The sequence below is a fragment of the Microbulbifer flavimaris genome (genome assembly GCF_001641755.2).
Taxonomy (GTDB): Bacteria; Pseudomonadota; Gammaproteobacteria; order Pseudomonadales; family Cellvibrionaceae; genus Microbulbifer; species Microbulbifer flavimaris.
This window is the reverse complement of sequence record NZ_LRFG02000002.1, coordinates 14,584-38,723: the sequence shown is the minus strand read 5'-3', so window position 1 is coordinate 38,723 and position 24,140 is coordinate 14,584. Positions and strand designations below refer to the sequence as shown.

At 61.2% G+C, this 24,140-nt stretch carries 22 protein-coding genes and 1 other RNA gene; 16 read left to right on the top strand and 7 right to left on the bottom strand.

All coding sequences use genetic code 11. The annotated features are described in order from the left end of the window. Window positions 1-31 precede the first annotated feature (31 nt). The 6 genes from petA (at window position 32) to AWR36_RS04970 (ending at window position 6,035) form a co-directional block, all read left to right on the top strand. Window positions 32-631 (top strand): ubiquinol-cytochrome c reductase iron-sulfur subunit, encoded by a 600-nt coding sequence (petA, locus tag AWR36_RS04995; protein ID WP_067082024.1) that lies wholly within the window; start codon window positions 32-34, stop codon window positions 629-631. Continuing rightward, window positions 628-2,829 carry a ubiquinol-cytochrome c reductase gene (locus AWR36_RS04990; RefSeq protein ID WP_067082021.1) on the top strand — a complete coding sequence of 734 codons (2,202 nt, stop codon included), beginning with the start codon at window positions 628-630 and terminating at the stop codon, window positions 2,827-2,829. The genes petA and AWR36_RS04990 overlap by 4 nt, the downstream gene beginning before the upstream one ends. Before the next feature lie 114 nt (window positions 2,830-2,943). Further along, a complete protein-coding gene (locus AWR36_RS04985) occupies window positions 2,944-3,570 on the top strand; it encodes a glutathione S-transferase N-terminal domain-containing protein (RefSeq protein ID WP_067082018.1) in 627 nt (208 codons plus the stop codon). Between the two features lie 26 nt (window positions 3,571-3,596). Continuing rightward, on the top strand, window positions 3,597-3,992 hold the full coding sequence (locus AWR36_RS04980; RefSeq protein ID WP_067082015.1) for a ClpXP protease specificity-enhancing factor: 396 nt from the start codon (window positions 3,597-3,599) through the stop codon (window positions 3,990-3,992). Window positions 3,993-4,113: 121 nt separating this feature from the next. Then, entirely contained in the window at window positions 4,114-5,307 is a 1,194-nt protein-coding gene (locus AWR36_RS04975) for a GGDEF domain-containing protein (protein WP_067082012.1), read from the top strand. 110 nt (window positions 5,308-5,417) lie between these two features. Beyond that, window positions 5,418-6,035 (top strand): Yip1 family protein, encoded by a 618-nt coding sequence (locus tag AWR36_RS04970; protein WP_067082010.1) that lies wholly within the window; start codon window positions 5,418-5,420, stop codon window positions 6,033-6,035. Between the two features lie 157 nt (window positions 6,036-6,192). Here AWR36_RS04970 and AWR36_RS04965 read toward each other — a convergent pair whose 3' ends face one another. Together AWR36_RS04965 and AWR36_RS04960 are read right to left on the bottom strand one after the other, a co-directional pair. Then, window positions 6,193-8,133 carry a M48 family metallopeptidase gene (locus AWR36_RS04965; protein WP_067082008.1) on the bottom strand — a complete coding sequence of 647 codons (1,941 nt, stop codon included), beginning with the start codon at window positions 8,131-8,133 and terminating at the stop codon, window positions 6,193-6,195. Between the two features lie 11 nt (window positions 8,134-8,144). Next, window positions 8,145-8,741 carry a LemA family protein gene (locus AWR36_RS04960; protein ID WP_067082005.1) on the bottom strand — a complete coding sequence of 199 codons (597 nt, stop codon included), beginning with the start codon at window positions 8,739-8,741 and terminating at the stop codon, window positions 8,145-8,147. Window positions 8,742-8,972: 231 nt separating this feature from the next. Between AWR36_RS04960 and AWR36_RS04955 the strand changes: the two genes are divergently transcribed. Further along, on the top strand, window positions 8,973-10,163 hold the full coding sequence (locus tag AWR36_RS04955; protein ID WP_067082002.1) for an acetyl-CoA C-acyltransferase: 1,191 nt from the start codon (window positions 8,973-8,975) through the stop codon (window positions 10,161-10,163). A 79-nt stretch (window positions 10,164-10,242) separates the two neighbouring features. Here the strand turns inward: AWR36_RS04955 and AWR36_RS04950 are convergent, their stop codons facing one another. The 4 genes from AWR36_RS04950 to AWR36_RS04935 all read right to left on the bottom strand — a co-directional run bounded on the left by AWR36_RS04950 (window position 10,243) and on the right by AWR36_RS04935 (window position 13,813). Beyond that, window positions 10,243-10,833 carry a BON domain-containing protein gene (locus AWR36_RS04950; RefSeq protein ID WP_067081999.1) on the bottom strand — a complete coding sequence of 197 codons (591 nt, stop codon included), beginning with the start codon at window positions 10,831-10,833 and terminating at the stop codon, window positions 10,243-10,245. 3 nt (window positions 10,834-10,836) lie between these two features. Next, window positions 10,837-11,427, bottom strand: a complete 591-nt coding sequence (locus tag AWR36_RS04945) for an SIS domain-containing protein (protein ID WP_067081997.1) — start codon at window positions 11,425-11,427, stop codon at window positions 10,837-10,839. Window positions 11,428-11,502: 75 nt separating this feature from the next. Further along, window positions 11,503-11,898 carry a YraN family protein gene (locus tag AWR36_RS04940; RefSeq protein ID WP_231745255.1) on the bottom strand — a complete coding sequence of 132 codons (396 nt, stop codon included), beginning with the start codon at window positions 11,896-11,898 and terminating at the stop codon, window positions 11,503-11,505. Beyond that, window positions 11,885-13,813, bottom strand: a complete 1,929-nt coding sequence (locus tag AWR36_RS04935; protein WP_067081990.1) for a penicillin-binding protein activator — start codon at window positions 13,811-13,813, stop codon at window positions 11,885-11,887. The genes AWR36_RS04940 and AWR36_RS04935 overlap by 14 nt, the downstream gene beginning before the upstream one ends. A 36-nt stretch (window positions 13,814-13,849) precedes the next feature. On the opposite strand from AWR36_RS04935, the gene rsmI reads away from it, so the two are divergent. Both rsmI and rnpB read left to right on the top strand, forming a co-directional pair. After that, complete coding sequence (gene rsmI, locus AWR36_RS04930; RefSeq protein ID WP_067081987.1) at window positions 13,850-14,692, top strand: 16S rRNA (cytidine(1402)-2'-O)-methyltransferase; 843 nt, start codon at window positions 13,850-13,852, stop codon at window positions 14,690-14,692. Window positions 14,693-14,756: 64 nt separating this feature from the next. Continuing rightward, window positions 14,757-15,113, top strand: an RNA gene (gene rnpB / locus AWR36_RS04925) — RNase P RNA component class A. 140 nt (window positions 15,114-15,253) lie between these two features. Here rnpB and AWR36_RS04920 read toward each other — a convergent pair. After that, complete coding sequence (locus AWR36_RS04920) at window positions 15,254-16,051, bottom strand: thioredoxin domain-containing protein (RefSeq protein ID WP_176491097.1); 798 nt, start codon at window positions 16,049-16,051, stop codon at window positions 15,254-15,256. A gap of 543 nt (window positions 16,052-16,594) precedes the next feature. Here AWR36_RS04920 and mraZ point away from each other — a divergent pair. From mraZ to mraY, 7 genes are read left to right on the top strand one after another with little or no spacing between them, the layout of a single operon-like run. Beyond that, entirely contained in the window at window positions 16,595-17,038 is a 444-nt protein-coding gene (gene mraZ, locus AWR36_RS04915; protein ID WP_067081982.1) for a division/cell wall cluster transcriptional repressor MraZ, read from the top strand. A 20-nt stretch (window positions 17,039-17,058) separates the two neighbouring features. After that, a complete protein-coding gene (gene rsmH / locus AWR36_RS04910; protein WP_067083906.1) occupies window positions 17,059-18,000 on the top strand; it encodes a 16S rRNA (cytosine(1402)-N(4))-methyltransferase RsmH in 942 nt (313 codons plus the stop codon). Further along, window positions 17,997-18,272, top strand: a complete 276-nt coding sequence (gene ftsL / locus AWR36_RS04905) for a cell division protein FtsL (RefSeq protein ID WP_067081978.1) — start codon at window positions 17,997-17,999, stop codon at window positions 18,270-18,272. The genes rsmH and ftsL overlap by 4 nt, the downstream gene beginning before the upstream one ends. A gap of 26 nt (window positions 18,273-18,298) precedes the next feature. Beyond that, window positions 18,299-20,062 carry a peptidoglycan D,D-transpeptidase FtsI family protein gene (locus tag AWR36_RS04900; protein WP_067081976.1) on the top strand — a complete coding sequence of 588 codons (1,764 nt, stop codon included), beginning with the start codon at window positions 18,299-18,301 and terminating at the stop codon, window positions 20,060-20,062. Beyond that, complete coding sequence (locus tag AWR36_RS04895; protein WP_231745254.1) at window positions 20,059-21,567, top strand: UDP-N-acetylmuramoyl-L-alanyl-D-glutamate--2,6-diaminopimelate ligase; 1,509 nt, start codon at window positions 20,059-20,061, stop codon at window positions 21,565-21,567. Before AWR36_RS04900 ends, AWR36_RS04895 begins: the two co-directional genes overlap by 4 nt. Continuing rightward, the gene (locus AWR36_RS04890; RefSeq protein WP_067081971.1) at window positions 21,567-22,952 is read left to right on the top strand and encodes a UDP-N-acetylmuramoyl-tripeptide--D-alanyl-D-alanine ligase; all 1,386 of its coding nucleotides are present in this window, start codon (window positions 21,567-21,569) and stop codon (window positions 22,950-22,952) included. Before AWR36_RS04895 ends, AWR36_RS04890 begins: the two co-directional genes overlap by 1 nt. Next, a complete protein-coding gene (mraY, locus tag AWR36_RS04885; RefSeq protein ID WP_067081968.1) occupies window positions 22,952-24,037 on the top strand; it encodes a phospho-N-acetylmuramoyl-pentapeptide-transferase in 1,086 nt (361 codons plus the stop codon). Before AWR36_RS04890 ends, mraY begins: the two co-directional genes overlap by 1 nt. Window positions 24,038-24,140: the final 103 nt, after the last annotated feature.

Genomic DNA, 24,140 nt, shown 5'->3' with positions numbered 1-24,140 from the left:
CGAAAATTCGCTGTGATGGGAGAAATACGTCATGAGTGATGACGGTGTAAACGTAGGGCGGCGCCGGTTCCTGACGGCCGCTACCTCGGTAGTTGGTGGCGTGGGTGCCGTGGGGGTAGCCGTCCCCTTCGTAAAGTCCTGGAATCCGAGTGCCAAGGCCAAGGCCGCCGGCGCACCGGTAAAATTCAACGTCAGTAAGATGGAGCCCGGCCAGATGGTCACCGTAGAGTGGCGTGGCAAGCCGGTCTATGTCGTGCGTCGCTCTGACGAGACGCTGCAGAACCTCGAGGAGGTCACTCCGCTGCTGCGCGACCCGAACTCCGAAGAGTCTATTCAGCCGGCATATGTCAATCCTCAGAACCGCGCCATCAAGCCGCACCTGCTGGTGCTGGTGGGCCTCTGTACCCACCTGGGCTGCGCGCCAATGTTCCGGCCTGAGGTCGGCGCCACCGACCTCGGTGGCGACGAATGGCTGGGCGGCTTCTTCTGTCCCTGTCACGGTTCCAAATACGATATGGCCGGCCGTGTATACACCGGTGTACCGGCGCCGACCAATATGGACGTGCCGCCGTATTCCTTCGAAGGGGATGACATCATCGTAATTGGCGTGGATCAGGAGGGCAGCGCATGAACTGGCTAACCGCACTGGGTGACTGGGTAGACCAGCGTCTGCCGATCTATCGCGCGTGGGACACCCATATGGGTAAGTACTACGCGCCCAAGAACTTCAACCTCTGGTACTTCTTCGGCGTCCTGTCGATGCTGGTACTGGTCAACCAGCTGCTAACCGGCATCTGGCTGGTGATGAGCTACGAGCCGTCTGCCGACGGTGCCTTCGCCTCGGTCGAATACATCATGCGTGATGTGGAGTGGGGCTGGCTGATCCGCTACCTGCACTCCACCGGTGCTTCCGCGTTCTTCGTGGTGGTGTATCTGCACATGTTCCGCGCCCTGATGTACGGCTCGTACAAGCCGCCGCGCGAGCTGGTGTGGATCTTCGGTATGTGCATCTACCTGGTGCTGATGGCAGAAGCCTTCATGGGCTACGTACTGCCCTGGGGCCAGATGTCCTACTGGGGCGCGCAGGTCATCGTGTCCCTATTCGGTGCCATCCCGGGTATCGGCGAGGACCTGGTGCAGTGGATTCGCGGTGACTACCTGATCTCTGGTATTACCCTGACCCGCTTCTTCTCCCTGCATGTGATTGCATTGCCGCTGGTGCTGGTGTTGCTGGTCGTGCTGCATATCCTCGCGTTGCACGAAGTGGGCTCCAACAACCCCGACGGCATCGATATCAAGAAGAACAAGGACGAGAACGGTGTGCCGAAAGACGGCGTCGCCTTCCACCCGTACTACACCGTGCATGACCTGGTGGGTATCGCGGTATTCCTGTTCATCTTCTGCGTCGTTGTGTTCTTCTTCCCGGAAATGGGCGGTTTCTTCCTTGAGTACGCCAACTTCGAGGAGGCGAACCCGCTGAAGACCCCGGAGCACATTGCGCCCGTATGGTACTTCACCCCGTTCTACGCGATTCTACGTGCAGTAACGATCGATATCGGTCCGCTGACCGCCAAGTTCCTCGGCCTGGTGGCCATGGGGGCGGCGATCGCGATCCTGTTCGTGCTGCCGTGGCTGGACAAGAGCCCGGTGCGCTCAATCCGCTACAAGGGCATGCTGCCCAAGATACTGCTGCTGGTGTTTGCGGCGATGTTCATCGTGCTGGGGTACCTGGGTGTGAAATCCCCGACTCCGGGCCGTAACTTCCTGGCGCAGGTAGCGACACTGTTCTACTTCGCGTACTTCATTACCATGCCGATCTGGACCAACCCGGAAGAGCGCAAGAGCACCATCTCCTGGGTGGTCAGCGGGATCTTCGGCGTGCTGTTCCTGTGGATGGCGGTTACCAACTTCAAGGCCAGCCTGTTTGTCGGCCTGATGAGCCTTGTGTTGGCGGCATTCTTTGCTGCACTGCCCTGGCTGACCAACCGCGACCACATCAAGCAGCCGCCTGAGCGTGTGACCAGTCCCTCTGGTGAGAAGACCTTTGCGATCCTGTTTGGTGGCATCATCGTGGTTGGCCTGCTGGCATTCCTGCCCATCAAGGCGGTCGCAGCCGGTGCGAAAGTGGAACTGGACAACATCAACATCGATCTGCAGGACAAGCCGTCACTGCAGCGCGGTGCCAACCTCTTCGTCAACTACTGCATGGGCTGTCATAGCGCCAACTTTTCCCGCTGGGGGCGTGTGGCGACTGATCTCGGTATCCCCAATGAGCTGATGATGGAGCATCTGGTCCTGGGCGACGACAAGATCGGTGACCTGATGAAGATCTCCATGCGTCCGGAAGACTCCAAGGTCTGGTTCGGCGCCGCGCCGCCGGACCTGACCCTGGTGGCCCGCTCGCGGTCACCGGAATGGCTCTACACTTATCTGCGCAGTTTTTACAAGGATGACAGCCGTCCTACTGGCGTGAACAACAAAGTGTTCCCCAATGTGGGTATGCCGCATGTGCTGATGGAGCTCCAGGGCCTGCCCGAGTGTGCCCCGGGGCCCAAGAAAGACCACGGTCAAGTGGTGCGCGATGAGCTGGGTAACCCGATCATGGACGCGGATTGCGGCAGCATCGAAGTCGGCAGTGTAAAGGGCTCGATGACGGAAGCGGAGTTTGATCAGGCGATGTACGACCTGGTGAACTTCATGGAGTACATCGCTGAACCGATGGCCGAAGACCGCAAGCGTGTGGGCTTCTTCGTGCTGGCCTTCATCCTGGTGTTCTTCGTCTTTGCCTGGCTGCTCAATCGTGAGTACTGGAAAGACGTGCACCACTGAGGTCGCTACGGATTTTTGATTCCGGGGGTGGTGGGCTCGCTCTGCCACCCTTTTTGTATTTTAGCTCGACAAGCCGGCAACCCTGCCGGCCTCCAATCTTGAGGTAGTTAGAACATGGGTGTGCCGACTAACAAGCGCTCCTCAATGACCTTCTTTTCCGATGGTCGCAGTCATCTCAGCCACCGCGTGCGAATTGTCCTGGCGGAAAAAGGCGTGTCCGTGGACATTATCGATGTGGATCCCGACAACAAGCCCGCGGAGCTGGCGGACCTCAACCCCTACAACTCTCTGCCGACCCTGGTAGACCGGGACCTGGTGCTCTTTGAGACCAAGGTGATGATGGAGTACCTGGACGAGCGCTTCCCACATCCGCCGCTGTTGCCGGTCTACCCGGTGGCCCGCGCCCAGAGCCGGCAGATCATGCACCGGATCGAGCGTGACTGGTGCCCGCTGGTGGACAAAATCCTCGCCGGCGGTAAAGACGTCGCAGCAGCGCGCAAGGACCTCCGCGACAGCTTCGTGGGTATCGCGCCGATGTTTACCGACCTGCCGTACTTCTTCAACGAGGAATTCTCCCTTGTGGACTGCTGCATGGCTCCGCTGTTGTGGCGCCTGGAGCAGTTTGAGATCTCGCTGCCGAAGACCAAGCAGGCCAAGCCGCTGCTGGATTACATGGACCGCCTGTTCAACCGCGAGTCCTTCCAGCAGAGCCTGACCGAATTTGAGCGCGAGATGCGCTGAGGGGAGAGGGTTTGAGTAAACCGGAAATGACATCCAATCGCCCGTATATCCTGCGAGCGTTTTACGAGTGGATAGCCGACAACCGGTGTACTCCCTATATCCTCGTAGACACCCACCTGCCCGGCGTGCTGGTTCCCCAGCACCACGTCAATGAAGACGGCCAGATCGTGCTCAACATTTCCGAGAGCGCAGTAGTCGGGCTCAACATGGATAACTACGCGATCCGCTTCAGCGCGCGCTTTGGCGGTGTGCCGACTGATATCCAGGTGCCGGTGGGAGCGGTCGTCGGGATTTATGCGCGGGAGAACGGTCAGGGCATGGTGTTCGAGGCTGAGGAGACTCCGGAACCACCGGAGCCGACGCCGCCAACCAGCCTGGGCAAAAAAACCGCCAAGAAGCCCTCTCTGCGCGTAGTCAAATAACCCCGCTCTGGCGGCCGGCCTGCGTTGCCGGTCGCCAGTTTGCGACCGGCACCCCAGCGACTTTGCCAAACAGGCGGTAGAATTCCCTTTCTACATCCATCAATGCCTGTGCATCCCGAATATGATCCCCCTGCGCCATATCTGGCCTCCTGTGCTGTTGTTTTTCGTCGTCGTCGCCCAGTGGCAACAGTGGCTGTCTCTCGATCTTCCCCTCAGCACTCTGCTTGCGGGAGGACTTGCCGCCTCGGCATTCGCGCTCGGCATTTTCTTCAAGGCCAGCCGGATCGCCACTGCGGCTCTGCTGCTGTTGCTGCTTTTGAGCGGCCTCAGCTACTGGGGCTGGTCGCCGAGTGAGGCAGAGCTTCCGTTCTGGCTGGCACTGGGGGCGCTCAATGTGGCACTGGTTGCACTGACCCGGGACCGGAGCCTGCTGAGCTTTTCCGGGCTGACCCTTGTGCTTCTGCTGGCAGCACAGGCCGCTGGTATTCACTACCTGCTGGGGGGCTGCTGCGGCGACTTGCTGGCCGCGCGCTGGTCACCGGCAGCTGGTTTGCCTGTAGTCGGTACATTACTCGGCGATACTCGCCTGTCGGATCTCCTGCTGTGGTCGGCCCTCGCCAGCGCCGTCCTCGCCACCCTCTGGCACCGGGATCAGGTCAGTATTGGCCTGCTCGGCGCAAATGCCCTGTTGGCTGTCGCTTATTTCGGTGGGGGCCAAACCCTGTTGCTGGTGACCACTGCCATTAGTTTGCTGCTGGTATTGCTGGCACTGCGAACGGCCTACGATCTGGCGTTTCGGGATGAGCTTACGGGTATTCCCTCGCGCCGTGCCTACAGCCGCTACCTGCTCACCCTGGGCCGGAATTACTCCATTGCAGTTGTGGACATCGATCACTTCAAAAAGCTGAACGACAGACATGGCCATCAGGTTGGGGACCAGGCCCTGCGGATGGTGGCGTCCAGGATCGCCCGTTACGGTGGCGGGCGGGCATTCCGTTACGGCGGTGAGGAGTTTGTAGTAGTGATGCGGGGCGGAGACCCCCAGCGCGCTGAGAGAGCGCTGGAGCGTATGCGCGAGAAGATCGCCGCCTATCCGATGAAAATCCGTGCGATGGGGCGCCCCAAAAAGGCAGGTGGCAACGCACGCAAAAGCCGCGGGCAGGGTGGTGGGCGAAAGATCCGCGCGACCGTGAGTGTCGGACTTGCCAGTAGCGGGCCTAAAGCGCGGTCCCCCGACCAGGTGCTGGAAGCTGCGGACCGGGCTCTGTATCGGGCAAAACGCGCCGGCCGTAACCGGGTTTGCACGGCCTCGTGAGGAGGCGGGTTGCAGCTCGAAAAAAGTTGGCGGGCATTCCTTCTTTTGGGTTGGTTAATCGTATCCGGCGCCCCGATACTGCATGACATAGCAGAGAAGGGAGAAAAAGCGTGCGTCTACTCAGTCATACTATTGGGATTTTGACCAACCCGGACAAAGAGTGGGAGGCGATTCGGCGGGACAAGCATTCATTTGCTCAGGTTTTTCTCAGCCATGTGCCGATTCTGGCGCTGATACCAACAATCTCAGGATATATCGGCGTCACCCAGGTGGGCTTCCGCATTGGCAACAATGTTGAAAAGCTCACGGCCAGCAGTGCCCTGACTCTCTCGATCATTACCTATATCTCCATTTTGATCGGTGTTTACCTCTTTGGTGAGTTCATCAACTGGATGGCCAAGACCTACAACGTGGAGGGTGACGAGCCCACGCGCCACTATGAGGGCACGGCCCTGGCAGTATTCGTTACCACGCCCATTTTCCTGGTGGGCTTTATCGGCCTCTATCCTAACCTGTGGGTCAATGCCGCGGTCACCATGCTGGCGGCCTGCTATTCGATCTATCTGATCTACGAGGGCATCCCGATCCTGATGAACCTGGATAAGGATCGGGCGTTCCTGTATGCCACATCGGTAGTGACCGTCGGCCTGGTGCTACTGATCACGGTGCGGATCGGAACCGTGATTCTCTGGAGTATGGGGGTCGGGCCGGTCTACCAGAACGTGTGACAGAATCCGGACTGGCCTGAAAGGCCCATCTGTCCCGGGGCCTTCCAAGATGAAAGGGAGAAGCAAAAACAAAAAAAAGCCGGCCATCATGGCCGGCTTTGTTGTTTTTGCTGCGCGGTGGTGGATCGAAGCGAAACCGCTTAATGGGGCCGGCGCCTCAGAGGATGGATTCTGTGGATCTCTGCAAGGCTTCCCGGGTCACCATGTCCACTGCCAGAGGCGGCATCGGGCAGTCGAGGCTGTCTGCGACTGCCCGCAGTAACTCAATTTCCTCGGCCTCGAGAACGCCATCATGGGCCATACAGGCGGCCAGCGCCTTCAGCAGCCCCGGTTTCTGCAGCGGCTTCATGGAGCGGGTGATGGCAATCGCCTTATCCAATCGAGGCAGCGTGATGTCGGAGCGGGATGGCAGTGGCGTTTTGCTGTAGTTGAGCGCCTCCAGGCCCGCACCGTATGCCCGGTTGGCAGCCAGATAATCCTCATGGCCCGCGTGCGCCAGTGCTGCCAGCAGGAAGCGGGTGGCGTCCGCCAGGGCTTTGCGGTTGTGACTGACCCGATGCCCGTCCGGAGCACCCTCGATTCCGTGCATAGCGACCCGATACAGCGCCCACTCCCATAACTCCACGCGGCCGTCGCTGCGCAGGAGCTTGATCAGGTTGCGCTTGAAAACCTGATACTGCTGCGGTGCCAGAGCCCGCAATGCGGGAATACACAGATCGAGGAGGGGCAGGCGGGCGCAGGCCGGCATCGCACGAATGGAGGGTGAGAGCTTCTGCAGTTCCCGGTAAACACCGGGGTGGGCAATTTTTTCCAGTATGGCGTGCTGTTTCTGCCTTTGCGATGCCTCACGATGACTGAGTAACAGGTAGACAATGGCGCGGGCAGCGAAAGGGTCGTGAGCGGCGGCGCGCAGGTCTACGGGAATACTGTCCAGCAAGCGCTGCCCAAGCTCAATGTGATCCTGCCCCGGGTTGCCGATGCTGTTGTCTACCGACTCCGATAGTCTTTCCAGTGACGCGGCGGAATCCAGTGGCGCCACTCCCACGATTCCGGCCAGGCGCTCATCCTGAGGGCCGGGCACGGCGCTCTCTACCGACGGGAAATGCCCGCTCCAGTCTGGATCGAGACGATTGATGCGCGACGGTAGTGGCGGGTGGGTGGCAAACAGGTTGGTAAAGGAGCGCCGCAGCCCGCTGGCGAAATACATATGACTGAACTCTGGCGCCTGGGCGGAGGACAGTTGCGAGCCACCGCTGTAGCCGCCGATCTTCTTCAGCGCGCCGGCGATGCCGGCATTACTGCGGGTGAACTGCACTGCCGAGGCGTCGGCGAGATACTCGCGCTGGCGGCTCACGGCCGACTTGATCAGGTTGCCGAGGAATGTGCCGGTATAGCCGATGACCATCAGGCCGGCGCCAATCCCGAACAGTGCGGCGCGCCCGCGATTGTCACGACTGGAGCCGATATAGGTGCCGCGCAGCAGCCAATAACCCAGCAGGCCGATGACCAGAATGCCGTGCAGTAAACCGACGATACGGATATTGAGCCGCATGTCGCCATTAAAAATATGGCTGAACTCGTGGGCCACGACGCCCTGCAGTTCGTCGCGGCTGAGGCGTTCGATGCAGCCGCGGGTCAGGCCGATTACCGCGTCCTGGGGCTCGTGCCCGGCCGCAAATGCATTGATGGCATCGTCGTCGAGCACGTAAACCTCCGGCACCGGGGTTCCGGATGCGATGGCCATCTCCTCGACCACATTCAGGGCCCGTTTTTCCGCATCACTGTGCTGGGCGATATTGATCTTGCGGCCGCCGAGCGCCTCCGCCACAGTCCGCCCGCCGGAGGACAGCTGGCGGAGCTTGTAGAAGCTTCCCAGCACGATCACGGCCGAGATCGTCAGTGCGATTGCGCCGACGGTGTCCCAGCCCAGCAGTGTGCCCACGTTCACCGGGTTGAAGGGCTGTCCGCTGGAATAGGCGACAAGTGCGGCGGCCGCCAGGGTGGTGATGCCGATCAGTAACACTACCGCCAGTGACAGCAGGCCGACGAGCAGTCCGCTATTGCGACGGGCACGGTCCTGGTACTCGAAAAAGTTCATTCTGGGCTACCTCAGAATTCCACCCGTGGGGCGGCCTGGAACTGTTCGGAGTCGGAAAATTCCAGCAGGCGGGCATCGGTGCGGTGGCCGAAGAAACCGGCAAAAAATACCGGTGGGAAGCTCTGCTTGTAGATGTTGTAAGCCATCACGGAGTCGTTGAAAGCCTGACGGGCAAAGGCAACCTTGTTCTCCGTGCTGGTCAGCTCTTCGGTCAGTTGCATCATGTTCTGGTTGGCTTTCAGGTCCGGATAAGCCTCCATAACCACATTGAGGCGTCCCAGCGCGCTGGCCAGCACACCCTCGGCCTGCCCGAGTTCGGCAATAGCATTGGGGTTGTCCGGGTGTGCCGCCGCATTCTTTAGGCCGGTCAGGGCGGTATTGCGGGCACTGATCACGGCCTCGAGGGTTTCCCGCTCATGCTTCAGGTATCCCTTGGCGGTGTCTACCAGGTTGGGGATCAGGTCGTAGCGGCGTTTGAGTTGCACCTCGATCTGCGCGAATGCATTTTCGTAGCGGTTTTTCAGGGACACCAGTTTGTTGTAGATGCCCATCACGTAGAAGAGCAGGGCGGCGATGGCCACCAGCCAGACAATGGTAGAGACTTCCATGGTTTTCCTTCTTGTCGTTAGTAATCCCGGCCGCGAAGCAGGCGGCGCTGTCACCGGATCATACCATGGGCATGCGGCCGGAAATGGTCGCCGGTTCTGCTCTGGGAGTGCTGCTAAGGGTGGATGGCGGAGGTCCCGGTTCCTTCAGGTATAATGCGCCGCGAAATAACGATCCAGCCCATTGGGCCGCGACTATGCGGTACCTGAGGGTCAACAACGGGAGCAGCCAGTATGAGCGAAGTAACTTCAGATCCGGTGGTCATTGTCGGTATGGCCCGCACGCCCATGGGCGCCATGCAGGGCGCGTTGTCCGCGGTCAGTGCACCGAAACTGGGTGCTGTGGCGATCAAGGGAGCGCTAGAGGACGCCGGCATCGCCCCTGCGGATGTCGACGAGGTGTTAATGGGCTGTGTGCTGCCAGCCGGTGTCGGCCAGGCTCCGGCCCGTCAGGCAGCGTTGGGCGCGGGTATCCCGCAGGGCACACCCACGAGCACGGTCAACAAGGTCTGTGGCTCCGGCATGAAAACCGTGATGATGGCCCGCGACGCCCTGCTGGTCGGCGACGCCAAAGTGGTGGTGGCCGGAGGCATGGAGAGCATGAGCAACGCGCCCTACCTGCTGCCCAATGCCCGCAGCGGAATGCGCCTCGGGCACGGCAAGGTGTTGGACCATATGTTCACAGATGGCCTTGAGAATGCCTACGACGGCCAGCTGATGGGCACCTTTGCCGAGTGCACTGCGGACAAGTACAGCTTTACCCGCGAGGAACAGGACGCGTTTGCACTGGAATCACTGGCTCGGGCCGGCAGCGCCATTGAGGGTGGCGCTTTCGAGCGTGAGATCGCACCGGTTACCATCTCTTCCCGTCGTGGCGATGTCACTGTCTCCGTCGACGAGGGGCCCGGCAACGCGCGTCCAGACAAGATTCCGCAGCTGAAACCCGCCTTCCGCAAGGATGGTACCGTGACTGCCGCCAATGCCAGCTCTATTTCTGACGGTGCCGCGGCACTGGTGCTGATGCGCGAGAGCGAGGCCAAGGCACGTGGATTAAAGGTGCTGGCAGTGCTGAAGGGCCAGACCCAGTTTGCGCAGGAGCCGGAGTGGTTTACCACTGCGCCGGTAGGTGCCATGCAGAAGCTGCTCGAAAAGACCGGCTGGAATACCGACGAGGTGGACCTGTTCGAAATCAACGAAGCTTTTGCCGTGGTGACCATGTCGGCCATGAAAGAGCTGGGCCTGCCCCATGAAAAGGTGAACGTGAACGGCGGTGCCTGCGCGTTGGGTCATCCACTCGGCGCCAGCGGCGCGCGGATTCTCGTAACCCTGCTGGGCGCGCTGGAGAAGCGTGGGTTGAAAAAGGGAGTTGCCAGCCTCTGCATTGGCGGTGGTGAGGCCACCGCAGTGGCGATCGAGCGGGTCTGATAGACCCATTCAGCCGTCAATAAAAAACGGAGGCTTCGGCCTCCGTTTTTCGTGGTGAATGCAGCACACAGCGCCGCTGTCAGTCGATGTATTCCACCGCTTTGACCACTTTCTGCACGCCGCCGACGCTGCGGGTGGCATCGGCAGCCTGCTCAGCCTCCGCACGGGTCAGCAGGCCCATCAGGTAGACGACACCATTTTCGGTGATCACGTTGATCCGGCCGCTGTCGATCTCTTTATCCGCGAGCAGGGTGCTGCGAACCTTGGTGGTCAGCCAGGCATCGCTGCTGCTGGCCAGCAGCGAGACTTTGCCCCGAACCTGAATTTCGTTGTAGACCTGGCGCACGTTTTTCACCTGCTGTGCCGTACGGCCCGCCAGCAGACGCAGTTCATTATTCGGCACCTGGCCTGTCAGCAACACGACTCCGTTGAAAACGTTCACATTGATGTTGGACGCTTTCAGGTCCGGGTGTGACTTGTTGATATTGACTGTGGTGACCGTCTCTATTTTCTCGTCGTCGAGATAGGTTCCCAGGGAACGTTCGCCCGGATCTTCCTGGATGGGACCATCGCTGGTTGCCTCCATCACGGTGGCGCAACCGCTCAGTAACAGGGAAGCCAACACGGTCGTGAGCAGGGATTTCTTTCCATTATTAAACAGTGGTTTCATTAATCAGTCCTCGTAGCCACCGAACAAACTGCTGTCGATGAGATCGCACAGACAGAAAATAGTTAACAGGTGTACCTGGTGTACCTCAGCTGCGACTTCAGAAGGTACGCGCAGTTCAATATCGTCCATATCCAGCAGTGCAGCGCAGTCGCCCCCGTCGCCGCCAGTCAGCGCCAGGATGCCCATGTCGCGGTCACGGGCGGCGCGCATGGCCTGCACCAGGTTGGAGTCGCGGCCATCGTTGGAGATGATCACCAGCAGGTCGCCGGGCTGGCCCAGTGCCCGCACCGGCCGGGCGAAAGACTCGGCGCGGCCATGATTGCGCACCACAGTGCCAAGCGAGACCGCGTCACTGCTCAGTGCAATCGCAGGGAGTGCCGGGCGCTCCCGCTGGAAGCCGCCCTGCATCTGTGCGGCAAAACTCTGGGTCAGCGCGCCGCTGACGCCATTGCCGCAGAGCAACAGTTTGTTTTCCCCCAGCAGTGTGTGCACGATCATGTCGCTGGCTTCGGCGATCAGAGGGGCCAGCACCTCGCCGGCATTCATGGTTGCCTCGAGACTGCGATGAAAAAGGGTGACGACTCTCTGTTCCATTCCCTGCCTTATCTGGGCGGTAGCAAACCCGCCTCTGGTGTCAGTCGGGTCCGCCAGCGGCCCGGTTACAGCTCACTACGCCTCGAAGGCGCTTTTTATCCAGTCAACGGACTGCTCGCCGTCCCTGCCCTCAATGGCGATGACATCAAAGCGGCACGGGCAGTCCAGCCGTTTTTGCTGAAGGTAGCTTGCCGCTGCCGCCAGCAGTTTCTGTTGTTTGCGTCGATCCACACTGGCGGCGGCGCCGCCGTAAGCGCGGGATCGCCGGAAGCGGACCTCGACGAAAACCAGCATGGCGCCGTCGCGGGCGATCAGGTCAATTTCACCACTGCGGGTGCGGAAATTTTGTTCAACGATCTCGAGGCCCGCCGCGGCCAGGTGCCGTGCGGCGGTCTCCTCCATCCTGGCGCCGACCGGGGCCGGGTCCGCCGTCGGCCCTGCGCTGGTATCCCTGCCTCTAAAGATTTTCACCGCTGCTCGACAGCTCGATGCTTTCCATATTTTCCTGCGGCCGGGGCAGCGGCTCCACTGTGGTGGTGATGGGTACCGGTGCCCCCTGGTCGATTCGCGCCCACACCTGCTCGCGGACTATGCGGCCATCTGTTGTCAGGCTCAGAGCGCCGGTCAGGCCGTGCACCCGCTGTTGCGGGAACTGGCGCAGCATGGGCAGGCGCGGGAAGAGCCGGAAGGCGTCCGCCCCCAGTGCGTACAGGCGAGCAAAGGCCGGTGCCGGCGCTGCCTGTGATTCGATCACCTGCTTGGTCTGGTTGTCGTTCTCGAACAGCCATGGCATTGCAGTGAAGCGCACACCGTTGATATCCCGGTCCCGCTCACGATTGATCGTGCCGGCGAAGACCTGGGAGGTGGCGAACACCGGCAGGTCGCTGGCGTAGAAGAAGGCCAGCATCGGGTTGATCTGGCGCGCCTGCTGCGGCTGGGCGAGAACCAGCAGCATGTCCACGTCACCGCGGCGGCGGGGGGTGAACTCCAGCGGTGCCGCCAGCTGGCGACGCAAGGCTGCTTCACGGGACTTGCTCTCCGGGATCAGCAGGGTGTCGCTGACCAGCTTGGAGAAGTCACTGCGATCGTGGAAAGTGCGGCGCACACTGACCGAGCCGCCCAGTCGCTGGAATTCCTCGGTGAAGGCATCGGCGCCACGCTGGCCCCAGCCGGAGTCCGCGGCGAGGATCATGGCCTGTCGATGGCCTTGCCGGTAGGTCTGGCGGGCCACCTGGCGCGCCTCGTCCTCGATCGCGAGTCCAAACTGGACCAGGTCGCCGGTCAGGCGACCTTCATCGGCGTAGTTGAGGGCCAGGGTGGGCACTGGCAGCTTTTCCGTGGCCACCAGGTTGGCGACCTTCTGCTTGTCCAGTGGCCCGACAATGGCCTGGGCACCGCCGTTGACGGCCTCCTGGTAGATCTCCTCGAAGGGCTTGTTGGCGCCGGTATCGTACACCTGCACCTTGGGCGTCGGGGCGCCGGCTTCGAGAGCGCTGTAATAAGCCGCCATAAAGCCGTCGCGGATGGCGCGGCCGGCACTGCCCAGCGGGCCGGATAACGGCAGAAGCAGTGCGATCTGGTCCGCCCGCTCTGCCGCCAGTTGTTCCAGCAGGCGCAGTGCCTGGGGCGGGTTGCTGGCTGCCGTATGCCGGGGCCACTGCTGGCGCCAGCGGCTCAGGGCCGTCAGCTGGGAACTGATATCGGTCTGGGTATCGCGGCCCAGTAGAGCCAGCTCGTACCAGCCGCGCATCATTGGGTCGTTGGACTCATCCGCGCGCAGCTGCAGTTCGCTGGAGGGCAGCTGGGTCAGCAGTTGCCAGAAGCCGTTGTTGTTCTCGGCAACCATTTCCGCGTTCTGGGCCATCATGGCAATTTGCTGGCGCTCGGCGATGGCGCTGTCCAGATCCCCCAGCAAGCCCCAGAGATCGGCGCGCAGATCCCGCAGGGGCAGGGAGGTCTCCCGCGGCAGTTGCAGCCAGGTGCCATCCAGGCGCGGCGATGCTGCCAGGTCCAGGGCGCGGAAGAACTCATCCTCCGAGGCCAGCAGGTTGCCGTAGACATGGGCGTAGCGGGCAAACTGCGCATCGTTCAGCTGCTGCGGGTCGATCTGCGTGACCGCGTCACGGGCACCCTCAGCCTCTCCCAAGTCGTATAGAATGGCCGCCGCCTGCAGGGTCTGCTGGTCGCGCTGCGGAGAGGGCAGGGTTCTGGCGCTCTGCAATAGCTGCTGGGCGCTGGCGCGGCTGGCCGCAGGGCCGGTGACCGGCATCTGGGGCTGGGCCCCCGGCTTCGGCGCCGGTGTCTGGCAGGCGGCCAGGGCCAGGGCCAGTGCGCCGGCGGCAACTCTGGCGAACATCTGGGGCGTGCGCCGGGACTGGACGGACATATGCTTCTCCAGCAATTCTTTAAATCGGAGTGAACAATGGGGCCGGATCAGGTGCTTTACGTAGTCGCAACACCGATTGGTAATTTGGCGGATATGGTACCGCGAGCTATCGAAGTTCTACAATCCGCCGATCTGGTGGCGGCGGAAGACACACGTCACAGTCAGAGACTTTTTTCCCATTTCAGCATCACCACGCCGCTGGTTGCCTACCATGACCACTCGGACGACAAGCGCACCGGCGAGCTGTTGGCCCAGCTGGAGGCGGGGCAGACCATTGCCCTGATCTCCGATGCGGGCACTCCACTGATCTCCGATCCCGGCTACCGGCTGGTGCGGGAGGCCCGCAGCCGCGGTATCAGGGTGGTGCCTGTCCCCGGTGCCTGTGCGTTTGTGGCCGCTCTCAGTGCCGCCGGCCTGCCCAGCGATCGCTTCAGCTTCGAGGGCTTCCTGCCGTCGAAGTCGGGTACGCGCGCCAATGCCCTGCAGGCGCTGTCCGCCGACCCGAGGACCCTGGTGTTCTACGAGGCGCCTCACCGGGTGGCGGATACCCTCGATGCCATGGCTAAGGCCTTTGGCGGTGACAGGGAGGCGGTGATCGCCCGCGAGCTGACCAAGGCATTCGAGACCTTCCATATGGCCCCGCTCCGGGAACTGGCAGCCTGGGTACGGGCGGATAGTAACCAGCAGCGCGGGGAGATTGTGCTGATGGTCCGAGGTGCTGATGTCAGCCAGACAGGGGAGGTGGACGCGGAGGCTCAGAGAGTCATGAAGTTGCTCATGGCGGAGCTGCCGCCCAAGCGCGCCGCCGCCCTGGCTGCCGAGATCACTGGGGTAAAGAAGAAGGCGCTCTACAACTGGGCGCTGGAGCAGAAACCCTGATTGGGCTGAGCACCAGTCTCAAATAATCCTTGCGCACGGGCACACCCCTCATTAGGCTTGCGCGCGAGCTGGCCGGACAATCGCTGTTTCTCTTCTGGGGAGCGGAGGAAAGTCCGGGCTCCATAGGGTGGAACGCCAGGTAACGCCTGGGGGGCGCGAGCCTACGGAAAGTGCAGCAGAGAGTAGACCGCCGATGGCTTCCCCGGAAGCACAGGTAAGGGTGAAAGGGTGCGGTAAGAGCGCACCGCGCGGCTGGTAACAGTCCGCGGCACGGTAAACCCCGTTCGGAGCAAGACCAAATAGGCCCTCTACAGGTGTGACCCGCACTGAGGGCGGGTAGGTCGCTTGAGGTGTCTGGTGACAGGCATCCCAGATGAATGATTGTCCTCGACAGAACCCGGCTTACAGGCCAGCTCACCAAATTTGCTGAAAGTCAGCCGCAGCCTCGATGCGGCTAACCCTGTAAGCGCCTGCCGGGGCTCAATGCCCGCCGTTGTCAGAGCAGTCGGGGCCCTGGTATGAATGCTCCTGTTTGCCTGCGATCTACTGTCCTCGCCAGGGCTAGTTGGTTTCGGAGGGCTTCTCCCAATCAAATAGCGGATAAGCCGGAATTTGGAGCTGGGCCTCTTCTTTTCCGGATGCGACTATTAACTCTGCCTGCTCCCGCAACCGGATCAGGTCCTTCGGTAGCTGCGATCGCATGGTGTGGAGCTGTCGCCAGTAGCTATCGAAGTTCTCCGGCTTTTCGCCTTTCATATACGCTGCCAGCATCGGTCCCACCACAGCAAAGCCGCCGTAGATGCGCTCGGCCTGCTGTCGCTCGAATGTATCGATTTGGGCAAGCAACATCGCAAGAACTTCACTGGTGTCCGCGGGCGGAGAGGCTGCTTGGGCTGTCGGGTTTGCGAGCACTGCGAGTCTCTCCAGGGTTTCATCCTTGCTGAAGCTGGCCGCATTGCTCCAGATGTGCAGCGAGTCGCGGTTGACCAGTTGTTGTGTTTCGGGGTCTATCGCCAGCACGGTGGGGGTGCCGAAGATCACTGGCAGGCCGAAGCGGCGGTTGATATCGAAGTTCTTCTCCAGGAATCCCACATCCACGTACTGGATTTCGAATGCCTCTGAGACTGGTGCCGCGAGCTCCGGTGCTTGCAGGTTTGAAGCCAGCGCGCGGCTGTCGTGGCACCAGTTGGCGCCCATGATGATCAGTGCCCGTTTGTTGTTCTCTCGCGCCTTCAGCAGCGTGCGGTCAACGGCTCCCATTGCATCGTCGAGGGGCAGGTAAAGCCTGCCCGCGTCGCTGGCCGCTGCGCCGGTGGCGACCAGCAGGATCCAGGTGAGGCCGAGCAGCAAATGTTTCATGGAGTGCATCCTTATTATTCCGGGCAGCCGAGGAAGTGCCGGGGGCAGCGTCTCTCGCTGTGATTATGCGCCAGAAAGGGCCAGCGATGCAGGGTAGCGATACAAGCCCGGAGATTCCATCGGATCATTTTTTGTGGACAAAAAACGCACGATTTGTTGTGAGTGCTCGCTCACTGTCGCTGATTCAATAACCTCCGCGCGAAACTTAAAGTAGTCTCTGAGGAGTGAAAAGTGAGTACTCGCTTCAGGCGCAAAAGTTTGGCGGCAAAATTTCCCTCCTTGAGCCTCATTAACCTCGCAGGCCGCGAAATTACTGGGCTTTCTGCGTTTTCATCGCACCTATTTCCTTGACTTTGCACCATCCAGATTTATAGTGTTCGAGGTGGAGAAAAGTGGAGTTTTGTGGGTTTTGGTGGTTCATCTGGTTGGGTGAGTGGGTATTCACCATCAGTTGGATGAAAAACACACAATATTTTTCCGCTAATAACAGCGCGCCCAAGCGGTTTTAAGGGGGCAAAACTCGGGCATCAATCGGACACACTCGTGTATCTCGGCAGCCACGCAATCAATATGGACGCCAAAGGGCGTCTGGCGATTCCAGCGCGCGTTCGCGACACGCTGCTGGAAGAGTGCGCCGGTAATCTGGTGGTGACTGCCCACACCGAAGAGCGCTGCCTGCTGGTTTATCCAGAGCCGCAGTGGCAGGAAATTCTCCCAAAGATTGAAGCACTGTCTAGCTTTAATAAAGTGGCCCGCCGTGCCCAGCGGCTGTTGATCGGTTACGCCTGTGAGTTACAGGTGGACGCTAACGGCCGTGTGTTAATCCCGCCCACCCTGCGTGAGTACGCCGGGCTGGAAAAGAAGCTGATGCTGGTGGGGCAGGGCAAGAAACTGGAGCTGTGGAGCGAAGAGCGCTGGATGGATTGGCTCGACAGCAGTGAGGGTGAGGGCGAAATGCCGGAGGAAATGGCTTCGCTGTCGCTGTAATAACAGAGGAGATGACCCGGGTGTCGCAAGAGTTGCATCGCAGTGTGTTGTTGCGCGAGGCCGTGGACGCCCTGGTCACAGATCCGGGCGGCCTTTATATCGATGGCACTTTCGGTCGCGGTGGCCACAGTGCCGCAATCCTGGAGCGCTTGAACGAAAACGGTCGCGTGCTGGCGATTGACAAAGACCCGGACGCAGTCACATACGCGAAAGAACGTTTTGCCGGTGACCCACGGCTTTCCATCTGGCACGGCTCTTTTGCCGATATGGACAGGGCTGCGGCAACCGAGGTGGGGCGGGTGACCGGCGTACTGCTGGATCTCGGTGTCTCATCACCGCAGCTGGACCAGGCGGAGCGCGGCTTCAGTTTTATGCAAGACGGGCCGCTGGACATGCGCATGGATACCACCAGCGGTATCAGCGCGGCGGAGTGGGTCAATACCGAGTCCGAAGCGGAGCTGGCGCGGGTGTTCAAGGAATACGGTGAGGAGCGGTTCGCTCGCCGTATGGCTGGCGCCATCGTACGCCGGCGTGCCGAACGTCCGTTTGAGCGCACCCTGGACCTGGCAGAGGTGGTCAAGGAGGCCAACCCCGCCTGGGAGAAGGGTAAGCACCCGGCGACACGGGTTTTCCAGGCCATTCGCATCCACGTGAATGGCGAGCTGGAGGACCTGCGCCAGGCGCTGGAGAAGTCGATTGAACTGCTTGCACCCAATGGGCGGCTCGTGGTCATCAGTTTCCACTCGCTGGAAGACCGGATGGTAAAGCGGTTTATCCGCGACAAGGAACGCGGCCCTACTCTGCCGCGGGGGTTGCCGGTCATGGATAGCCAGATCGTCAAGACCCTGCGAGCGGTCGGCAAGGCGGTCAAGGCCGAAGCCGAGGAGCTTGGGGAAAATCTGCGCTCTCGCAGTGCAGTGATGCGGGTAGCGGAGAAGCTCGGAACTGAGGGGGCAGGGTGAAGGTAAACAGGGGCCTGCTGCTGGTTGGATTGTGGCTGGCGGTGATTGCCTCGGCGCTGGCGGTAGTGCACACCACCCATCGCAGTCGAGTGCTGACGGCCGAGCTGGTGCAAGCCCAGAAAGCGCGCGATGAGCTGCGCTTTGAGCAGGAGCGTCTGCTACTGGAAAAAGGTGCCTGGTCAGCCTACGGGCGCATTGAGCAGGTGGCGCAGGAAAAATTGAATATGCACATGCCGGATTCGGACGAGCGAGTCCTGGTACCGCAACAATAATTTAGAAAGGGTCTTTGGGGACTGTCATGGGTGCGGTTAAGAAACAACAGGTACAGCCGGGTATTGCCCGCTGGCGCTTTGCGCTGGTGGCAGTATTGCTGTGCCTGCTGGCCGCGGCCCTGGTGTTTCATCTGGCGCGCCTGCAGGTATTGCCCGCAGAGGAGCGTGGCTATCGCTTCCTGCAGGACCAGGGCCGTGCACGGACCATTCGCACCGAAGAAATCGCCGCCTATCGCGGCACCATTGTCGACCGCAATGGTGAGTTGCTCGCGGTGAGTACACCGGTGCAAACCCTGTGGGCCAACCCTCAGCATCTCCGCGAAGCGTCAGCGGACGATCTGCGTCGTCTCGCCAGAGCGCTGGAAATAAAGCCCGCCACGCTCGCCAAGCGGCTGCAAAAATATGGCAGCAAGGAATTCATGTACCTGCGCCGGCATCTGTCTCCGGAGCAGGCCGGCCGTGCGCTATCGCTGGATATTCCGGGTGTATACAGCAAGAAAGAGTACCGCCGCTTCTACCCCGCCGGTGAGGTGGTGGCACAGCTGCTCGGTTTTACCAATATCGACGATCGTGGCCAGGAAGGGCTCGAACTCGCCTACGACAACTGGCTGTCGGGTCAGCCCGGTCAGCAGCAGGTGCTGAAGGATCTCAAGGGCCGCACCGTGCAGGATCTGGCCACCAAACGTGAGGCGCGCCCGGGCCGCGACCTGCGGCTGTCCATCGATATGCGCCTGCAATACCTGGCGTACCGTGAGCTCAAGCGCGCCGTCAACGAAAACGGTGCCGCCTCCGGCTTTATGGTGATCCTGGACACTCGCAGCGGCGACGTGCTGGCCATGGCCAATCAGCCGTCATTCAACCCCAACAACCGCAAGGGTGTGACCGCAGCGGCCATGCGCAACCGCGCCCTGATCGATCAGTTTGAACCGGGCTCCACGGTGAAGCCGCTGACGGCGCTGGCCGCTCTGGAGAGCGGGCGCTACGAGCCGCACACGGCGATCAATACCAGTCCCGGCTATATCCGCCTGCCGGGCAAGACCCTGGTGGATCCGGTGAATTACGGTCGCATCGACCTGACCCGGGTGATCACGAAGTCGAGCCAGGTCGGGATCACAAAAATTGCCATGGACCTGGAACCAAACACCCTGCGTGAACTCTTTTACCGACTGGGTCTCGGGGAGGCGGTGGGCAGCGGCTTCCCGGGAGAGGCCGCGGGCATCCTGCCCAGTCGAAGTCGATGGCATCCAATCGAGCGGGCCAACTTCGCCTTCGGCTACGGTTTAACAGTAAACGCCGTGCAGCTGGCACAGGCCTACAGCGTCATCGCCAATGCCGGGCTCAAGCGCCCGGTTTCACTGGTTCTGGCGGAAGGTAAAAAAGCCCCCGCCGAGGGTGAGCGAGTGGTTGAAAACGCGCTGGCCCAGCAGGTGACCTCGATGCTTGAGACGGTCATTGGCGAGGAAGGCACCGGCCGCCGCGCAGGTGTGGACGGATACCGGGTGGCTGGCAAGACCGGCACGGTGCATATAGTGGGTAGCCAGGGGTATGTGGAGAATCGCTATCGCTCGGTGTTCGCCGGTTTCATTCCGGCGGACAATCCCCGTCTCGCGGCGGTGGTGGTCATCGACGATCCGAGTCAGGCCAAGTACTACGGCGGTGAAGTGGCTGCACCGGTTTTCGGTGCCGTGATGGAAGGTGCCATGCGCCTGCTTCAGGTACCGCCGGAAGAGGTTCCCCCGGCGGACGAGCAGCTGGCCGTACAGCTGGGCGAAAGAGGTAAAAAATCGTGAATCAGAGCAAAGTTTCCCTGCAGCAACTGGTGCCCGGCTATGCCGGTATTCCAGACGTGCCGGTATCCGGGGTGGCTCTGGACAGCCGCGAGGTGCGCGCGGGCGACCTGTTTATGGCCCTGCGCGGCAGCGTCGTCGATGGCCGAGAGTTTATCGGTAATGCGATTGATGCCGGCGCTGCGGCGGTGCTCGCGGATGGCGACCAATTGGACACCATCACCCGCGATGGCGTGCAGGTTGTGACCGTACCGGGCCTGGCCAAGCGTGTGGGCGAGATCGCTGCGCGCTTCTACGGCAACCCCACCGAGGAAATGTACCTGGTGGGTGTGACCGGAACCAACGGCAAGTCCACCTGCGCCTACCTGACAGCCCAGCTGCTGGCGTATCACTTCGGCAGCGCCGGCGTGATGGGCACCATCGGCAACGGTGTCTGGAAAGAAGGGCATATTTCGCTCGAAGATACAGGCCTGACGACGCCGGACCCGGTGCGCCTGCAGGCGGAATACGCCGACTTCCGCGGCCGCGGTGTCAAGGCTGCAGCGATGGAGGTGTCCTCCCACGCCCTGGCGCAGGGGCGCGTCCACGGCCTGATTTTTGACACGGCGATTTTCACCAACCTGTCACGGGATCACCTGGATTACCACGGCAGCATGGCGGCTTATGGTGCCGCCAAGGAAAAACTGTTTGGTCTGCCCAAGCTGAAGCGCGGTGTTATCAACCTCGATGACCCCTTCGGTGCCCAGCTGGCCGAGCGCTGCAAAGTGCGCAACCTGAAAGTGATTACTTACGGCCTGCAGGCGGGCGATCTGCACGCCACTGACCTGCAGCGCCATGAAACCGGATTTTCTGTTCAGCTCACCACCCCCTGGGGCTCGGGAAGGCTGGAGGCGCCCCTGATCGGCGACTTCAATATTCACAACGCGCTGGCGGTGGTGGCGGCTGTGGCTGCCTCGGGTATGCCGCTCGAAGACATCCTCGCCGCTTTCCCGAAAATCCGTGCCGTACCGGGCCGCATGGAGCGGGTTCGAGTGGAGGGGATGGAGGAAGAAGTCAGTGTTCTGGTGGACTACGCCCACACGCCGGATGCCCTGCGCGCCGCGCTGGCGGCGGCACGCCCCTATTGCCGCGGGCGCCTGTGGTGCATTTTCGGATGTGGCGGCGATCGCGATACCGGCAAGCGCGCGCCCATGGGGCGGATCGCTTCCGAGATGGCGGATCACGCCATTGCCACCAGCGACAACCCGCGCAGCGAAGATCCGCAGAAAATCATTGACGATATCCTCGAGGGCGCTGCCAGCAATATCGAAGTGGAGATCGACCGCGGCAAGGCTATCGAACGCGCGGTGACCGCCGCGAAGCCCGGCGACATTGTGTTGATCGCCGGCAAGGGGCATGAGGACTACCAGATCATCGGTGGTGAGCGCTTCCATTTCTGTGATCGGGAGCAGGCGGCTGCGGCCCTGGCCAAACGGCATGCCTCTGCCGATGACGAGGGGATGCGCTGATGATCGCCCCGCTGACCCTTGAACAGTTGCAGCGCCGTTTTGGTGGCGAGCTCATTAACGGCTCGGTGACGTTTGATCGCGTCTGCACCGACACCCGCAAGCTGGACGAGCGCGCGTTGTTCGTGGCGCTGGTGGGTGAGAACTTCGATGCGCACGATTTTGCCGCGGAACTGGAAGGCAAGGTCCTGGGGCTGGTGGTAGAGCGCGAGATTCCCGGCGTGTCCCTGCCCCAGTGGCGGGTCGAGGACACGACTGTAGCCCTGGGCCAGATCGGCCTGCTGTGTCGTGAGCAGTTTGAAGGGCCGGTGATCGCCATTACCGGATCCTGCGGCAAGACCACCGTGAAAGAGATGCTGTCGGCGATTTTTTCGCAGCGCCATAAGGTCTGTGTGACGCAGGGTAACCTGAACAACCAGTTCGGCCTGCCGATGACACTGTTCGGGCTCACGCCGGAGCACGAGGTGCTGATTCTGGAAATGGGCGCAAACGGTCCCGACGATATCGGTTACCTGTGCGGTATTGGCAAGCCGCAGATCACAGCGGTCAACAACGTAATGCCGGCGCACGTGGAAGGCTTCGGCTCAGTGGATGGAATCGCCGCGGCAAAAGGCCAGATCTACACCAGCCTGGCCGGCGGCAGCACCGCGGTCATCAATGCGGACGAGGATTACACCCGCTACTGGCTGAGCCAGATGCCCGAGGAAGTAAACACGCTGGCAGTAGGGCTCGGTCACGATTGTGCGGTGCACGCTGACAATATCGTGTTGGACGAACGCGGTTGCCCCGGGTTCGACCTGGTCATCGACGAGGTGGCTCACCCGGTACAGCTGCAATTGCTCGGTGAGCACAATGTACACAACGCCCTGGTGGCTGCCGGCTGCGCGCTGGCTGCCGGGATTCCGGCATTGGAAATCGCCAGTGGCTTGGCCATGGCGGGATCCGTTGGCGGCCGCCTGCAGGTGCATACCGGTCTCGGTGGCGAGACCGTGATCGACGACAGCTACAACGCGAACCCCGGCTCCGTGGCGGCAGCGATCGAACTGCTGGCGCAACGGCAGGGCAAAAAAATTCTCGTCCTCGGCGATATGGCAGAGCTGGGGGCAGACGCGGAGCGGATGCACCGCGAGATGGGAGAGTTGGCCCGGGATCGTGGCCTGGATGCACTCTTCACCCTGGGGCCGTTGGGTATGGCGGCCAGCGTGGCTTTCGCCGAGGGAACCGGCAAGCCGCGTCATAACTTTCGCGAACATCGGGCGCTGGTGGAGGCGCTAAAACGCGAATTGGATGAAAACACCACGGTGCTGGTGAAAGGTTCCCGCAGTGCCCGCATGGAGCGGGTAGTGCAGGCACTGACGGAAGGCGCGGACGCGCAAGAGGAAAACTGATGCTGCTCTGGCTGGCAGAATTACTGCAACAACACGTGAGCGCCTTTTCGGTGTTCAACTACCTGACCGTGCGGGCGATTCTGGGTGCGCTCACTGCGCTCGGCATTTCCCTGCTGGTCGGTCCGCGCATGATTACCTGGCTGAACCAGCTGCAGGTGGGCCAGGCGGTGCGCGATGATGGCCCGCAGACGCACCTGAGCAAGTCCGGTACGCCCACCATGGGCGGCACCCTGATCTTGGCTGCCATCTTCTCCGCTGCCCTGCTGTGGTCCGATCTCAGCAACCGCTATGTATGGGTCACCCTGCTGGTGACCTTTGTCTTCGGTGCGGTGGGCTTCGTCGACGATTACAAGAAGGTGGTGGAGAAAAACCCGCGCGGCCTGATCGCGCGCTGGAAATATTTCTGGCAGTCCATCGCCGGGCTGGGTGCGGCTATCTACCTGTATATGGCTGCTGTCAGCCCTGCGGAAACCCAGTTCTTCGTGCCGTTTTTCAAGGATATCGCCATCGATCTGGGCCCGGTCTTCTTTATTGTGCTGACCTATTTCGTAGTGGTGGGTTCCAGCAATGCGGTTAACCTGACCGATGGCCTGGACGGTCTGGCCATCATGCCAACCGTGATGGTGGGTGGAGCGCTGGGCGTTATCGCTTACCTGGTCGGCCACGTGGAGTTCGCGGAATACCTGCATATTCCATCGATTCCCGGTGCCGGTGAGCTGGCTGTCTTCTGTGCTGCGCTTGGGGGTGCCGGTCTGGGCTTTCTCTGGTTCAACACCTATCCGGCCCAGGTATTTATGGGTGATGTGGGTGCACTAGCCCTCGGCGCGGCACTGGGCATCATTGCGGTGATCACCCGGCACGAAATCGTGCTGTTCATCATGGGCGGCGTATTCGTGATGGAAACTGTTTCGGTGATCATGCAGGTGGCCTCATTCAAGTTGACCGGCAAGCGGATTTTCCGCATGGCGCCGCTGCATCACCATTTCGAACTGAAGGGCTGGCCGGAGCCGCGGGTGATCGTGCGCTTCTGGATTATCACCGTGGTGCTGGTGCTTTTGGGCATGGCAACACTGAAGCTGCGGTAAGAACAGGCAAAAGCACGAGTAGAAAGAATTTCACAGTAGATCGACAGTAGAGCACGAAGAGAGCACGACAAGAGCATAAGAGCGCAAAGCGCACTGGAAAGAC